The sequence below is a fragment of the Fontisphaera persica genome (assembly GCF_024832785.1).
GTDB classification, from domain to species: Bacteria; Verrucomicrobiota; Verrucomicrobiia; order Limisphaerales; family Fontisphaeraceae; genus Fontisphaera; species Fontisphaera persica.
Map to the genome: position 1 here is coordinate 1,597,554 of NZ_CP116615.1, position 14,629 is coordinate 1,612,182.

Annotated in this window: 11 protein-coding genes; 6 read left to right on the plus strand and 5 right to left on the minus strand. The window is 58.3% G+C overall.

The features are described from left to right. Positions 1-2 precede the first annotated feature (2 nt). The gene (locus tag NXS98_RS05575) at positions 3-1,349 is read right to left on the minus strand and encodes a Gfo/Idh/MocA family protein (RefSeq protein WP_283847486.1); all 1,347 of its coding nucleotides are present in this window, start codon (positions 1,347-1,349) and stop codon (positions 3-5) included. 177 nt (positions 1,350-1,526) lie between these two features. On the opposite strand from NXS98_RS05575, the gene lysA reads away from it, so the two are divergent. Then, positions 1,527-2,828, plus strand: coding sequence for a diaminopimelate decarboxylase (gene lysA, locus NXS98_RS05580; protein WP_283847487.1), 1,302 nt, complete (start codon positions 1,527-1,529; stop codon positions 2,826-2,828). Here lysA and mazG read toward each other — a convergent pair. The 4 genes from mazG to NXS98_RS05595 all read right to left on the minus strand — a co-directional run bounded on the left by mazG (position 2,825) and on the right by NXS98_RS05595 (position 6,091). Beyond that, positions 2,825-3,562: a nucleoside triphosphate pyrophosphohydrolase gene (gene mazG, locus NXS98_RS05585; RefSeq protein ID WP_283847488.1), complete on the minus strand. Its 738-nt coding sequence runs from the start codon at positions 3,560-3,562 to the stop codon at positions 2,825-2,827. The two genes, lysA and mazG, sit on opposite strands and share 4 nt — an antisense overlap. A 31-nt stretch (positions 3,563-3,593) precedes the next feature. Then, the gene (locus NXS98_RS05590) at positions 3,594-4,250 is read right to left on the minus strand and encodes a hypothetical protein (RefSeq protein WP_283847489.1); all 657 of its coding nucleotides are present in this window, start codon (positions 4,248-4,250) and stop codon (positions 3,594-3,596) included. A 136-nt stretch (positions 4,251-4,386) separates the two neighbouring features. Next, positions 4,387-5,007 (minus strand): SAM-dependent methyltransferase, encoded by a 621-nt coding sequence (locus tag NXS98_RS17930; protein WP_425499936.1) that lies wholly within the window; start codon positions 5,005-5,007, stop codon positions 4,387-4,389. Further along, the gene (locus NXS98_RS05595; protein ID WP_283847490.1) at positions 4,958-6,091 is read right to left on the minus strand and encodes a Gfo/Idh/MocA family protein; all 1,134 of its coding nucleotides are present in this window, start codon (positions 6,089-6,091) and stop codon (positions 4,958-4,960) included. The genes NXS98_RS17930 and NXS98_RS05595 overlap by 50 nt, the downstream gene beginning before the upstream one ends. 194 nt (positions 6,092-6,285) lie before the next feature. Here NXS98_RS05595 and NXS98_RS05600 point away from each other — a divergent pair, with 194 nt between their 5' ends. The 5 genes from NXS98_RS05600 to pyrG all read left to right on the plus strand — a co-directional run bounded on the left by NXS98_RS05600 (position 6,286) and on the right by pyrG (position 14,616). Continuing rightward, the gene (locus tag NXS98_RS05600) at positions 6,286-9,810 is read left to right on the plus strand and encodes a prolyl oligopeptidase family serine peptidase (RefSeq protein ID WP_283847491.1); all 3,525 of its coding nucleotides are present in this window, start codon (positions 6,286-6,288) and stop codon (positions 9,808-9,810) included. Then, positions 9,807-10,508 carry a hypothetical protein gene (locus NXS98_RS05605; protein ID WP_283847493.1) on the plus strand — a complete coding sequence of 234 codons (702 nt, stop codon included), beginning with the start codon at positions 9,807-9,809 and terminating at the stop codon, positions 10,506-10,508. The genes NXS98_RS05600 and NXS98_RS05605 overlap by 4 nt, the downstream gene beginning before the upstream one ends. 149 nt (positions 10,509-10,657) lie before the next feature. Beyond that, on the plus strand, positions 10,658-12,085 hold the full coding sequence (locus NXS98_RS05610; protein WP_283847494.1) for an arylsulfatase: 1,428 nt from the start codon (positions 10,658-10,660) through the stop codon (positions 12,083-12,085). Positions 12,086-12,210: 125 nt separating this feature from the next. Then, positions 12,211-12,957, plus strand: a complete 747-nt coding sequence (gene kdsB, locus NXS98_RS05615; RefSeq protein WP_283847495.1) for a 3-deoxy-manno-octulosonate cytidylyltransferase — start codon at positions 12,211-12,213, stop codon at positions 12,955-12,957. A gap of 36 nt (positions 12,958-12,993) precedes the next feature. Beyond that, the gene (pyrG, locus tag NXS98_RS05620; RefSeq protein ID WP_283847496.1) at positions 12,994-14,616 is read left to right on the plus strand and encodes a CTP synthase; all 1,623 of its coding nucleotides are present in this window, start codon (positions 12,994-12,996) and stop codon (positions 14,614-14,616) included. Positions 14,617-14,629 lie beyond the last annotated feature (13 nt).

The window sequence follows — 14,629 nt, forward strand, 5'->3', positions numbered from 1 at the left end:
GGTCAGGCGATAAAAGAATAATCATAGGGCTTGCGCATGGGCCGCGCCAAATGGGTGTTGGCCTCCTTGGCTCCTTCCCCCACGAAGCGCTCTTTATTGGCGTCCCACCGCAGCGGACGTCCCAAACGCAGGGCGATTTGTGCCAGATGGCACTCGCTGGCCGAGCGATGCCCCGTCTCCACATCGCAAATCGGCGCCTTGCGCGAGCGCACGCATTCAAAGAAGTTCTCCATGTGATTGCGGCTGACATACAGCCGCTCGGCGTTGGCGGGTAAAGGAGTGGTCAGTATTTCTTCCTGGCTTGCCTCAATCGCCCCCCGGCGCACCCAAATCCAGCCTTCAGTGCCTTCAAAACGAATGCCATTGCGCTGTCCGTTGGGATTAACGACACCGCCGAAGATATTGTCGTCCTTGGTGGTCTTGATGTAGTGCAGCACGCCGTTGGGATATTGAAATTCCACCTCATATTCACTGGGTGCCGTATAACCCCCGGGCACTGGCGCAACAAGCACTTTGCCACGGACGGCCGAGGGGCCATTGAATCCTGTAGCCCAGAAGGCAATGTCATTGTGGTGCGCGCCCCAATCCGTGATGGTGCCCCCGGAATACTCCAAAAAGTACCGGAAAGTGACATGGCAGCGCTCCTTGACATACGGCACTGCGGGCGCCTGGCCCTGCCAATAATCCCAATCCAATCCCTCCGGCACCGGCGCCGGCGCAAATGGCCCGCCATGCAAACCGGCAGGCAGCCACACGGTAATGGTTTTGAGCTGGCCAATGCGGCGATTGCGGACCAACTCGCAAGCCAGACGGAATTTGGCATCACTGCGCTGCTGCGTCCCGGTTTGCAGCACAACTTTGTATTTTTTAACCGCCTTGACCAGCTCCTGCCCTTCCGCCACCGTCAGAGTCAATGGTTTTTCGGAATAAATATCCTTGCGCGCCCGGGCAGCCGCCAGGTTGACCAGCGTGTGCCAATGATCGGGCGTGCCATTCAGGATGACGTGAATATCATCCCGCTCCATGAGCTTTCGGAAATCGGTTACCAAATCGGGATTCTGATTGCGTTTTTTGAACTCGGCAGCGGCCCGCTCCAGGTGTCTTCTATCCACGTCGCAAATGGCCCGCAGTTCACCATATTGCAAGGCTTCCATGGCAACCCCTGTGCCGCGGCCGCCACAGCCCACCAACGCCAGGCCAAATTTTTCCTCGGCACTGCGCGCCGGCGGCGTAGCCGGTTGGGCCTGCGCCTCCTCATAAAACCAAACTGGCAGGCCCGCCGCTGCCGCGGCCAGCGCCACGGATTTACTGAAACTGCGCCGCGAAATATAAAAGCGTTTTGCTGTCATTCTTTCCATGTAATGCCACGCAGGCGCGGCCGTCAATGCCGGGTTGAAAAGGTTGCCGCAAGCAAACTTAGGAGTTGCTGCTGCTGACGCCAGCCAGCAAAAAGCAACCGGCGCGCCAGAAGGGTTGGCCCGTTTCGCCGTTGCGGGAAGAACCGGCTTTTGGCATAACTGCGCGCCATGCATGATTTTAAGTATGTTCATGGCGAGCTGTACTGCGAAAACGTGCCGGTGGCCGCTTTGGTGAAGCGCTACGGCACGCCGTTATACATTTATAGCCAAAACACGCTCGAACAGCACTTTCGCAAGCTGGATAAGGCCCTGGCAGGGCTGGACCACCTGATTTGTTATGCGGTCAAGGCCAACTCCAATCTGGCCGTTATTCGGGTGCTGGCCGATTTGGGCAGCGGTTTTGACATTGTCAGCCAGGGCGAACTGATGCGCGTCCAGACAGCCGGCGGCAACCCCCGCCAATGTGTCTTTGCCGGCGTGGGCAAAACTGAAGCGGAAATTCGCTATGCGCTGGAACAGAACATCTATTGCTTTAACGTGGAAAGCGAAGCCGAGCTGCAGCGCATTGAACGGGTGGCCGCCCGCATGAAACGCAGAGCGCCGGTGGCCATACGGGTGAACCCCAATGTGGAGGCCCACACCCATGCCAAAATCACTACGGGGACCTACGAAAACAAATTTGGCATTGCCTTCGAGCAGGTGCCCGCACTATATGCCCGCGCCAGCAAGTTGAAACACCTGCATCTGCGCGGGGTACAGATGCACATTGGCTCGCAACTCACCGAAGTGGCCCCCTTCCGCCAAGCCGTGGAAAAAGTCGCGCCGCTGGCCGCCGCGCTAAAGCAGCGTTATGGCATTGAGTTTTTCAGTATTGGGGGAGGTCTGGGCATTGTCTATGACCCTGCTTTGGCCAGCGGCCAGCCCGAATGGTGGCAGAGGCCCCAGGCAAAGTCCTTGCTCACCCCCGCACGGTATGCTGAGGCGCTGGTACCGCTCTTGCAGCCGCTAGGTTTGAAAGTGCTCATTGAGCCAGGCCGGTTCATTGTGGGCAATGCCGGCATCCTGGTGACGCGGGTGGAATACCTCAAGCGCACCGGCCGCAAAAATTTCGTCATTGTGGACGCCGCGATGAATGACCTCATTCGTCCCGCGTTTTACGACGCCTTCCACGAAATCGTGCCGCTGCGCAAAAAATCCGGGGCCTCCACGGCCACGGACGTGGTGGGGCCTGTGTGCGAATCAGGGGATTATTTCTGCAAAGACCGTCCCCTGCCCCGCCTGAAGGAGGGCGATTACCTGGCCTTGTTGAGCGCCGGCGCTTACGGCTCGGTGATGGGCTCCAACTACAATAGCCGGCCACGGCCGGCGGAAATTCTGGTGACCGGAAAACGACACGCCGTGGTGCGCGAGGCCGAAGCCCTGCCCGCCATCTGGCAAAACGAAAAACTGGCCCCCTGGCAAAAGCGTTAGCCCTTGGCGCCGCCCTCATTTTTCCGGCGCTCTTTCTGCCGGAGACGACGTTCCTGACGCCTGATTTCAGCGCGCAGCAAATCCTCCGCGTTCCATCCACGCTCCTGCGCTTCGGCGGCCAGTGCAAACAACTGTTCAGCCAGAGCGGCGCGCGTCTGCCGCCTACGCGTCGGCAGCGCCGACTCCCACAGTTGCGCTTTGGCGGCTTTTTTTACCAGTTTTTGCGCGCGCAAGAGCGCCGGCAAATGGCGCGGGATGCCGTCCAGCGCTGAAGGCCGTGCATGGCGTGTGCCTTCCTTTTCGGCGCGCTTGATTTTATCCCAATTGGCCCAAACCGCCTCGACATCCTTGACCCGGACATCCCCAAATACATGGGGATGGCGGCGGATGAGCTTTTCGGCAATGTTGCGGCAGACCGCCTCAAAATCAAATGCGCCGCGTTCGCGCGCCAGTTGGCAATGAAACACCACCTGCAAAAGCAAATCTCCCAGTTCCTCCTCCATCTCGTGGTCATCATTCGCCTCAATGGCATCCATCAGCTCATAGACTTCCTCCACGGCATGAAAACGCAGGGAGTGGTGGTCCTGTTCGCGATCCCAGGGACAGCCGTTGGGAGCGCGCAAGCGGGCCATGATGGCCAGCAGCCAGTTGATGGATTGGGCGTGGGGCACGAGTTTTTCCTTTTCCAACTGGCGCAAAATACCCTTCACCGTTGGGTCTGATTTCTTGGACATACGTAAAAAGAAAAATACTGACAACGCTGGACTAAAGGCCTGCCGGGTCAAACTTCACCCCCACCCGCATGACCCCGGCGGCCAGCAAATCATTCACCAATCCACGTTGCGGAGTGGGCAAAGCGACCTTCAAAAACAGGCTGCCGCTGAAGACTGCGTTCAGACGCCTGACTTCCTCAACTACATTCCAGGTTCCAAGCACCTCCGGCGCCAGACACAGGCATTGTGCTTCCGCTTCCACACACCAGTTGGCCACCCGAAGAATATCCTCGGAAGCCAATAACTCCGGGCGCACGCAAACTTTGAGGGGATGCTCCTCCGCGGCCTCCACCAAATCGCGCAGCTCACGCAAAAAGGCTTTGGGTTCCTTCTCCCGCAGCAGGGCATGATGAGCCATAACTTCAAATTCCTGGGCCCCCTCGTCCAACGCTGCTTCAATCTCGTATCGCTTGACGTCGGCGGTCATTAACCCGTGGGGGAAGGATATTAAAGCACACACCTTGACCGCTGACTCCTCCAACCGGCTGCGGGCCAAGGTCACCCAGACTCCCGGAACGCATAAGGCGGCCGCCTGCAAAGTTTTAGCCTGCGCGCAGGCGCGCTCTATGTCTGCTGTTGTAAAATGGGCCTCCGCAGCCGTTAAATCCAAATGCCGGGCCAGCGAAAGCGGGTTGCTCGTATCAACCATGCCGCCACTCTAAACAGGCAAGCGAACTCTGACCAGAGGGATTGTCGAGACCCTTGGCCGCCCAGCCAATTTCCGCAGCCTCCGCAGCGCCCCCTCGGGGCTGGCTTTGACGCTGGCGGGGCCTCACCCCTCAGCCTCAAGGTCCACGGCGTGCCCAGGCGGGCATGCGCACCTCCGCGGCAGGGGGAAAGTCCTGAAGGGTAAGAGGCTTGAGATCCAACAGAGGACTCCCATCAAAGGCATCCAAACGATCCACTTCCACCACGCAGCCTTTCACCGCGACGATTTTGCAAAAGGTTAGCGCAATTAAATTGGGACGAAAGGGAGAGCGGCACGCAAACACGCCAGTTAGCGGATTCTCACGATTACCCCGGGGATGAACTTGCAACCGGCGGCGAAGTTCAGGAGTGTCATTTTGGTCCAGCCAATAGAATACCAGCACGTGGGACCATTCGTTCAATCCCAGGAGACCATCTTTGTATTCCTCATCCAGACGAAGGTAGTGCTTGCCTTCTCTGCTCTCGCAAGCGCCTATCGGGCGCAACTCCAATTTTTTGTGCGCTGGCGCTTTAACCGAAGGTTGCCCGGAAGAGGGAGTGCGGCAACGGCCGTCACCGCACTGCCAGTTAGACCGCCCAAGGCGGTTTTCATAAAACGGCGGCGCGGCATGTTTCGTTTTCCTTGCACAGGAGCGCTCAAGTGAGAACTTAAGATGAGGTTTGGGGACGGTTGTATTGTGGAATCTTGAGGCGCTCACCCCCCCGCAACGCCGATTGGTGGGCGATGATGCCCGGCACGGTCATGGCCAAGGCAGCGTAAATGTCCACAATGGGTTGACGATTTAAGAGCACCGACATGACAAAATCATGCATCAAAGGCCCGTGGGACCCTCCATGCCCGCCCTCCGGCACCCCGGGCGGCAAAGGCGGACGGCTGATATCCGGCAACTGTTCCAGCGCGCCAAAGTAACGCAGCCCCTCCATGCGTCCTTTTTCCCCAAACACCCGCCCCGTTTCGTTAACCAGTCCATGAACCGATTTCGACATGAGCATGCGAGACACCCCGCCTTCGGTGGTCTCAAAGAGGGCAATTTCGTCAGTAAAGGGATTGTTGTAACGATTGGCTCCCGGTTGAAATGCTGGAAAGGCCCCCCTAAAACCCAGGCAGGATACACTGGTAAACTGTCCGCCTGTCACCCCCACATAATAAGCGGTGGAATGTGTGGGATACCACAGCGGCGGCATGCCCGTGCGCCATTCTTTGTAGGAAGGAATGGGCGTGGGCGAATAATGATAATACTCCCCCTCTGAATAGACGATGCGCCCAAAGGCTCCGGCCCGGTAAAGCACCCGCATGGCATGGTTGGCGGCATGGTACACGCTGGTCTCGGCCATCATATATTTCAAACCGGTGCGCTTGACGGTCTCCAATAGCTCCTCTGCCTCCTCCAGGGAACCCCACACCGCGGGCACAGCACACATCACATGCTTGCCATGTTTCATGGCCTCGATGCAATGGCGGGCATGGCTGGGGGCGTCGGTGGCCACAAACACCGCCTCAATCTGTGGGTCCTTGACCAATTCCTCCAAGGAAGGATAAGACTTTTCGCAGCGACAAGCCTTCATCAACCCGGCGCAGCGCTCGGGAATCAAATCGCTGACCGCCACCACTTCCACATTGGGATGAAACTGAAACCCCCAATCCGCGCCGAAGCGGCAGTAACCGTAGCCCACAATGCCCACTTTGAGTTTGCGGTCACTCAAAGGCTCGTAAGGTTTGCGGGTTTCAGTCAGGTCAACCGCACGGGCGTTGGGCAGCATGGCGCCCAACATCGCAGCCATTGAACCCCATCCCAGTCCCGCCAAAAAGTCGCGCCGGGAAGGTGAAGTCGAAGGCGCCTCTGCTGACGAGGCAACAACAGGCTTGGTGGTTTTCACATCACTTTGTTTGGCACGAATCGGGAGGCGCGCCAAGCTGAATTTCAGTTCTTGTTGCCAGCCTGTGGAGGTTGGGGCAAACTTGGCTAAAACAGCACATGAAGCAACTCTGGCTATGCGCTGCAGTTTGGGCTGGTGTCTGCCTGACTGCCGAAGCTGTTAATTTACCAGCCACACCGCAAAAACCGGTGGTGGACCATTACCACGGGCAGGCCATTTCCGACCCTTATCAATGGTTGGAGGATGGCCAAAATCCCGAAGTCCGGCAATGGACAGAAGCCCAAAACGCCGCCGCGCGCGCCTACCTCGATGCCCTGCCGGAAAGACCTTGGATTGAACGCCGCCTGCGTCAACTGCTCCAGGTGGAAAAGCCCTCCTACTATGGCCTGCAATGGGCCGGTGGCAGACTCTTTGCCCTGCGCTTTCAACCGCCCCGGCAACAACCGGAACTCGTCTTTATGGCCGGGCCGGATGATACCAACGGCATTCGTGTCATTTTGGACCTCAATCGCTTCGATGCCCGCGGTCGCACAAGCATGGATTTTTACGCGCCCTCACCCGATGGCAAAATTGTTGCCGTTTGTCTCTCAGAAAATGGCAGTGAAGTGGGAACCCTTCATTTTTTTACGGTGGATAATGGGCGCAAAATGTCTGATGTCCTTCCACGTGTCCAGTACCCCACCGGTGGCGGCAGTGTGGCGTGGGATAACGCCAGCCAGGGGGTGTTTTACACGCGCTATCCAGCCCCCGGCGAACGGCCTGAGTCTGACCTCGCTTTTTACCAACAAGTCTATTATCACCGCCTGGGCGAGCCACTGGACAAGGACCGTTATGAAATCGGCCGCGATTTCCCACGCATTGCGGAAATTGATTTGAGCAGTGGTCCTGGTGGCTGGATTCTGGCCACCGTGGCCAACGGGGATGGAGGAGAATATGCGCATTATCTGCGCAACCCTGCCGGCCCATGGCTGCAAGTCACCCGTTTTGAAGACAAAATCAAGCAAGCCCAATTTGGCCGTGACCCCCTCTACGTGGAATGGCCGCGGGACGATGGCCTTTATCTACTGTCTTTTGAAGGCGCCCCACGCGGCAAAATACTCCGGGTATCCCTTCGCAACCCCACGCTGGCGCAGGCCCAAACAGTCGTAGAGGAACATGAACGTTACGTCATCCAAGGCTTCGCCCCATCGGCCAGCGGGTTATATGTGCATTACCTGGTGGGGGGCCCTTCGCGACTGGTTTGGTGGGATGCCTTCACCGGCAACCGCCTGAATGTTCCACTCCGGGCGGCGGACTTGGGTGGTGTCCCTGCTGCTGTGCAACAAATGTTGGTGGCCCGTGGTGACGAGCTTCTTTACCGCTCCGCCTCTTATATCCATCCACCGGCCTGGCAGGTGTATAACCCTGCGCTTTCGCGCACAACCGCGCGCATGACTGCCCTGCAGGAGGAAACTCCTGAGGACTACGACGACACCCAGGTCAGCCGGGTGGAAGTCACCTCCAAGGACGGCACCAAAATTCCCTTGAACATTTTGCATCTTAAAGGCCTCCGGCTGAATGGCGAGCTGCCCGCACTGCTGACCGGTTACGGCGGTTATGGCATCAGTCTGCAACCCTCCTTTGACCCGGCCCGTCGGCTCTGGCTGGAACAGGGTGGTGTATGGGCGGTGGCCAATCTGCGGGGCGGCGGTGAGTTTGGCGAGCCGTGGCATCAATCCGGCCAGCTTACGAACAAACAAAATGTGTTTGATGATTTTATCGCCTGCGCCGAATGGCTTATCCGCAGTAATTACACGCGGGCGGACCGCCTGGTCATTCGTGGGGGCAGCAACGGTGGTTTGCTCATGGGCGCAGCACTCACCCAGCGGCCAGATTTATTCGCGGGGGTCATTGCCCAGGTGGGCATCTTCGACATGCTGCGTGTGGAACGCGATCCCAACGGCGTATTTAACACCACCGAGTTTGGCACGGTGCAAAACCGCCTGCACTTCGAGGCCTTGTATGCCTACAGCCCTTATCATCGGGTGCGTGACGGCGTGCAATACCCCGCCGTTTTGTTGACCACCGGCTGGCATGATGGCCGCGTAAATCCGGCCCATTCGCGTAAAATGGCCGCCCGCCTGCAAGCCACGGGCAGCCAGGCGCCGGTCCTTTTGCGCACCAGTTTCACCACCGGCCACGGCTTGGGCTCTGCGTTTAATGACCGGGTGGCAGAGCTGGCGGATGTCTATGCCTTTGCCGTGCGCCACAGCGGCATGAAATACTCAGCCATCTTGCGCGGCCCCTGGTCAGGCGCAGTCACGACCACCAGCGTTTGGGTCAAAGCGCGGCTTCTGGATGAAGGCCTGAATGCGCGCCTGGTGGTCAGCCGCCACCCTGATTTTTCCGAACCGGTCTATTCCGCCCCTGACCGCTCTCGCAGCGCAAACCACAACCTGGTGGGTTTCCGGTTGGGCAACCTCTCGCCCAACACACGGTATTACTACGCTTTGGAAATTGACGGGCGTCTCGACACGGTACGCACAGGTCAATTCCGCACCTTCCCCGCCGGCCCATCCTCCTTCACCATCGCCTGGGGCACCTGTGCGCGCACGGGTAGCACCAGCGACGTCTTTGATCGCATTCGAGAGCATCAGCCGTTGATCTTCATCAATGCTGGCGATTTCCATTACCTTGACATTAGTGTCAACAGTGTCCGGCGTTTTCGCGCGGCATATGATCGGGTGCTGGCCTCACCCCAACAGGCCGAGTTGTATCGGGCCATTCCTTTCGCCTATGTATGGGATGACCACGACTTCGGCGGCAACAATTGCAACAAAAACACGCCCTCCCGGCCCGCCGCCCGCCAGGTGTACCAGGAATATGTGCCCCACTATCCCCTGATGGCAGGACGGGGTGATGTTCCGATTTATCAATCATTCGACATCGGCCGGGTCAAGTTCCTGCTCACCGATTGCCGCTCCGAGCGGGACCCGGTTAACTTGCCGGACAATGAAAAGAAATCCATGCTCGGCCTCCGCCAAAAAACCTGGCTCAAGCAACAACTGCTGCAGGCCAAGGACAAATACCCGCTCATCGTTTGGGTGGGCAGCGTAGGCTGGCTGGGTGAACGAGGAACCAACTATTATCCCCTGCTGAGCACCAATCAATATGGTCTGTTCAAACATGAGGAACTGCTGGAAGCCGCCCGCGCCGCCATCGCGCGAGGGCGCCGCCTGCCCCCGCCATCTGACCAGGAACACTGGTGTGCTTATACCACGGAGCGCAGAGAAATAGCCAATTTCATCAAGGACAACCAAATTCGTGGCGTGATTTACCTGCACGGGGATGCGCACAGTCTGTCGGCCGATGACGGGCGGAACGGTGATTACGCCACCGGCGGCGGCGCCCCCATTCCCAGCATGGGTGCTGCCCCGCTGGACAAGGAACCCTCCATTAAAGGCGGCCCCTTCAGTCATCATGTCTATCGGCCGCGGCCGCCGGAAGGTTGTTTTGGGCTTCTACACGTGGAAGACCTCGGCGAACAAATCCGGGTGACCTTCAGTGGCCGCAACAACAAAGACGAGGAAAAAATCCGCCTGTCTTTTGCTGTGCCCGCCCAACCTGCTCCTGCCGTCCCATGAAAACCACCGTGATTAAGTACGTGGCGAGCGCCCTTTGCGCCGCCGGCCTAACCTTCACTTTGCCCTTCTCTGCGGCGTGTCAGACGATTAAAGGCCCCTTGGAGGGCGTCTGGAGCTGGAACTTCACCATGCCGGACGGTGCCACGGTCCGGCCACAGCTTGAACTTAAGCTGACGGACGGCGTTGTCAGCGGTGTTACCCGCTTGCGGGCCGGCACAGAAGCCCCCATCACGAATGCCGTCCTGGAAGGCAACCGCCTGAAGTTTGAGGTCATCCGACAACAGGGGGAGCAGGTGGTGACCACCCGCTATGAAGGCGTGGTGAATGACGGCCGCATCACCGGCCGCATCGAATCCAACTGGAGCGGACAATGGCAATCTTATCCCTGGAATGCCGCACATTTAACCCGTGATATTGAAGGCCGGTGGGTTTGGGGCATGCGGGCGGTGGAGTTAAAACTGGACGGCCAGAAGCTTGTTGGCAAGGTTATCCTGGAAGGCAATGCTGAGTTTCCCCTGCTCTCCGGCAGTTTTTCCAACGGCATGGTGACATTTCACATTGAACGAGAACGCGACGGCCAACCCTACATCAACATTTTTGAAGCCACTTTGGAGGGCCGCTCCCTCAAAGGGCAAATCACCCGCATTTGGGGCACTGAAACCAATCACAATGATTGGGAGGCCTTCCGGCCACGATGAGAGGAAAAACAACACCCCACCCTTGCGACCCTATGAAGGACGCCATGACCCGCTTATCCCTCGCGTTGCTGGCAACATTTGTGATGGGTTTTTCAGGGGCTTTGCCCCCCTTGGCCGCGGCTGCCAGCCGGCCGCTGAATATTGTCTTCATGATTGCCGATGATTTGGGCTATGGCGAATTGGGCTGTTATGGCCAGAAAAAGATACCCACCCCGCATTTGGACCGCCTCGCCTCCCAAGGCATGCGCTTCACCCAGCACTACAGTGGCGCACCCGTTTGCGCACCGGCGCGCTGCGTGCTCATGACCGGCCTGCACCTGGGCCATGCCGAGATACGTGGCAACCAGCAAGCTAAAGTGCGATTCCCCGAATTTGAGGAGGGCCAACATCCCCTTTCTGCCGAAGCGGTCACGTTTGTCCAATTGTTCCAGAAAGCGGGTTACGCCACCGGCGCGATGGGCAAATGGGGGCTTGGCCCGGTGGGAAGCACGGGTGACCCCAACCGCAAAGGATTCGACCTTTTTTTTGGCTATAACTGCCAGTCCATCGCTCACAGTTATTATCCAGCCTATCTCTGGCGCAACACCGAGAAAGTCCCCTTGAACCAGCCCCCCATTCCCGGCCATGCCAAACAACCTGAAGGCCAGGTTAAAATGGAAGATTGGCTGGGCCAGCACTATGCGCCGGATGTTATGTTGAAAGAGGCACTGAAATTTGTGGAGGCCAACGCCCGGCGTCCTTTCTTTTTATTTTTGCCGTTCATCGAGCCCCATCTGGCCATGCACCCGCCAAAGGCCTGGGTGGAAAAATTCCCGCAGGAATGGGACAGCGAGGCCTATCGCGGAGAAAACAATTATCTTCCGCATCCTCGCCCCCGGGCCGCTTACGCCGCCATGATTGCCCATCTCGATGACCAGGTGGGCCAGGTGCTTGCGGCCTTGGAACGGGCAGGAATTGCGGAACACACCTTGGTCATCTTTACCAGTGATAACGGGCCAACCATGCCAGCCCGTAATCCCTCCAAGTTTCATATCGGCGGCGCAGACATATCCTTCTTCAACAGCGCGGGCGGCTTGCGCGGCTACAAAGGCACCGTCTATGAAGGCGGCCTGCGGGTGCCCTTGATTGCGCGCCTGCCCGGACGCATTCCCGCAGGCGCCGTCAACGATACCCCCTCCTATTTCGCTGATTGGTTCCCCACTCTCTGCGATGCCGCCGGCCTTCCCATTCCGGCTGGTCTGGATGGCGTGAGCCTCTGGCCGGTGCTCACGGGTCAGGCCAAAACCTTGCCCCGGCGACCGCCCATGGTTTGGGTGTTTCCTGAGACCGGTGGCCAGGTGGCAGTGCGGCTGGGACAATTCAAGGTGGTGCGGCAAAACCTTCGTACCCCCAATCCCGGACCGTGGGAGGTTTACAACCTTGCCGAGGACCCCGGCGAAACTCGCAACCTGGCTGAACAACACCCGGACATTCTCAAGCAAGCTCAGGATATTTTGCGCAGAGAGACCAAACCCAATCCGGTATTTCCCGTGCCCATACCCGGCGTCATTTCCACCAATGCCGCCGCAGTCCCCTAAACACAATGGCAATGCCCCTTTCCCGCAGCTAGGCAGTCCGGGGCCGCAATCACTTGCGCTCAGAAGGATTACCCGCGATTCCCAGATTGATTTTCGCCGCAAAAGGGGTCTAATCCGGGGCGGGTATGAAAATTATTGGCGTGATTCCGGCGCGGTATGGAGCCAAGCGATTTCCCGGCAAACCGCTGGCCTTCATTGCTGGAAAATTTTTAATTCAGCGGGTCATCGAGCAATGCCAACAGGCGCGGTCCCTGGCAGAAGTTATCGTTGCCACCGATGACCGGCGTATCGCGGAAGTGGCCGGGCGCTTTGCCAGCGTTGAGATGACCTCGCCCCATCATCCCAGCGGTACAGACCGTGTCGCCGAAGTGGTCCGTCGGCGGGAATGTGACGCCGTGGTCAATTTACAGGGAGATGAACCCTTGATGCCCCCGGCGGCCGTTGATGCTGTGGCTCAGGCGTTGAGCCACTCGGAAATGACCACCGCCGCCACCCCGCTGCGCGAACTGGCCGACTATGACAACCCCAATGCTGTCAAAGTGGTGGTCAATGGGCGCGGTCGGGCCTTGTATTTTTCCCGGCGCACCATACCCTATCTGCGGGCCGACGCTCACCGCCCGGCGGCCGAGCAGATGTCGGCGTTTCCTTTTTTGAAACATTTGGGCATTTACGGCTATCGGCGGGATACCCTTTTGCGGCTGGTGGATAGCCCGGTAAGCCCGCTGGAAGCTGCAGAACAATTGGAACAATTGCGCGCGCTGGAGCTGGAAATTCCCATTCATGTGTCGGTGGTGGATTACCAGGGGGCCAGCGTGGATGTGCCCGAGGATATTGCGGTGGTGGAGTCACGCCTGAAACAGATGGCCGGCTGACCCCACCCGCCAACCGGATGGCTTAACCATAATTTTATGGCGGATACCAAATACATTTTTGTAACCGGCGGCGTCATCAGCTCGCTGGGAAAAGGATTAACCGCAGCCGCCCTGGGGACGTTGTTGGAACACCGCGGGCTGAAAGTGGTCCTGCAAAAATTCGACCCCTATCTTAACGTGGACCCCGGCACCATGAATCCGTTTCAACATGGCGAGGTCTATGTGCTGGATGATGGGGCGGAGACCGACCTGGATTTGGGGCACTACGAGCGATTCACCAACGTGCAATTGACGCGGTTGAACAATCTCACCAGCGGGCAGGTCTATCAAACCGTTTTGGAAAACGAGCGCAAAGGCGTGTACCTCGGCAAAACCGTTCAGGTCATTCCGCACGTCACGGAGGAAATCCAGAAGCGCATTTACCTCATGGCCGAGCAATCCAAGGCCGATGTGGTCATTACCGAAATTGGCGGCACCACGGGAGACATTGAGGGGCTGCCCTTCCTGGAGGCCATTCGGGAATTCGCCCTGGATGTGGGCACCAACAATGCCATGTTCATTCATGTCACCTACGTGCCGTTCATCAAGGCAGCAGGTGAACTCAAGACCAAGCCCACCCAGCAATCGGTGGCCAAATTGCGGGAAATCGGCATCACGCCGCATGTCCTGGTCTGCCGTTGCGAAAAACCGCTCGACAAGGAACTGCGAGCCAAAATCTCCATGTTCTGTAATGTGCCCCTCGAGGCGGTGATTGAGGAAAAGGACGTGGACCATTCCATTTACGAAGTGCCCTTGATGCTGCAGCGGGAGCGGATGGATGAAATTGTGTGCCGCCATCTGGGCTTGAACACACCGCAGGCCGACATGAGCCAGTGGCGCGAGATCATCCGCACTTTGATCGCTCCCTCCCACCGCGTACGCATTGGGGTGGTGGGCAAATACATCGGCCTCCAGGACGCCTACAAATCCGTTTATGAGGCGTTGATTCATGGCGGCATTGCCAATGACTGCGGCGTGGAAATCGTGCGCATCGAAGCCCAGGAAATCGAACGGCACGGAGCGGAAAAGATGCTCAGCGGCCTTGGCGGCATCCTGGTGCCCGGCGGATTTGGGGAACGCGGCATCGAAGGCAAAATCCGCGCCGCCCAATTCGCCCGTGAAAAACGCATCCCCTACCTCGGGCTGTGTCTGGGCATGCAGATAGCCGTGATTGAATTTGCTCGCAACGTGCTCAAGCTGGAACGCGCGCATTCCACCGAGTTTGAGCCGCGCTCGCCGCACCCCGTCATCTGCCTGCAGGAGGAACAAAAACTGGTCACCAAGAAAGGGGGCACCATGCGCCTGGGGCGGCAGCCCGCCCAATTGTTGATGGGCACGCTGGCCGCCAAGTTATACGGGGCGTTTGTGATTCAGGAGCGCCATCGCCACCGCTACGAATTCAATAACAAATACCGCAAGTCCTTTGAGGAGGCCGGCATGGTTTTCAGCGGCACCACGCCCGACGGCAAACTCATCGAGTTGATTGAAATTCCCGATCATCCCTTCTTCATCGCCAGCCAGTTCCATCCAGAATTCCAAAGCAAACCGCACCGCCCACACCCGCTCTTTCGCGGATTCATCGCCGCGGCCCACCTGGCGATGCACCAAAAACCTTTATAACTCTTCGGGCGCC

What these genes read in the sequence shown, in the direction of transcription:
- NXS98_RS05605 (WP_283847493.1), top strand. Translation starts at nt 9,807, where the DNA reads ATGAAAACCACCGTGATTAAGTACGTGGCGAGCGCCCTTTGCGCCGCC.
- NXS98_RS05590 (WP_283847489.1), bottom strand. Translation starts at nt 4,250, where the DNA reads ATGGTTGATACGAGCAACCCGCTTTCGCTGGCCCGGCATTTGGATTTA.
- lysA (WP_283847487.1), top strand. Translation starts at nt 1,527, where the DNA reads ATGCATGATTTTAAGTATGTTCATGGCGAGCTGTACTGCGAAAACGTG.
- kdsB (WP_283847495.1), top strand. Translation starts at nt 12,211, where the DNA reads ATGAAAATTATTGGCGTGATTCCGGCGCGGTATGGAGCCAAGCGATTT.
- mazG (WP_283847488.1), bottom strand. Translation starts at nt 3,562, where the DNA reads ATGTCCAAGAAATCAGACCCAACGGTGAAGGGTATTTTGCGCCAGTTG.
- NXS98_RS05575 (WP_283847486.1), bottom strand. Translation starts at nt 1,349, where the DNA reads ATGACAGCAAAACGCTTTTATATTTCGCGGCGCAGTTTCAGTAAATCC.
- NXS98_RS05595 (WP_283847490.1), bottom strand. Translation starts at nt 6,091, where the DNA reads ATGGCTGCGATGTTGGGCGCCATGCTGCCCAACGCCCGTGCGGTTGAC.
- pyrG (WP_283847496.1), top strand. Translation starts at nt 12,994, where the DNA reads ATGGCGGATACCAAATACATTTTTGTAACCGGCGGCGTCATCAGCTCG.
- NXS98_RS05610 (WP_283847494.1), top strand. Translation starts at nt 10,658, where the DNA reads ATGATTGCCGATGATTTGGGCTATGGCGAATTGGGCTGTTATGGCCAG.
- NXS98_RS05600 (WP_283847491.1), top strand. Translation starts at nt 6,286, where the DNA reads ATGAAGCAACTCTGGCTATGCGCTGCAGTTTGGGCTGGTGTCTGCCTG.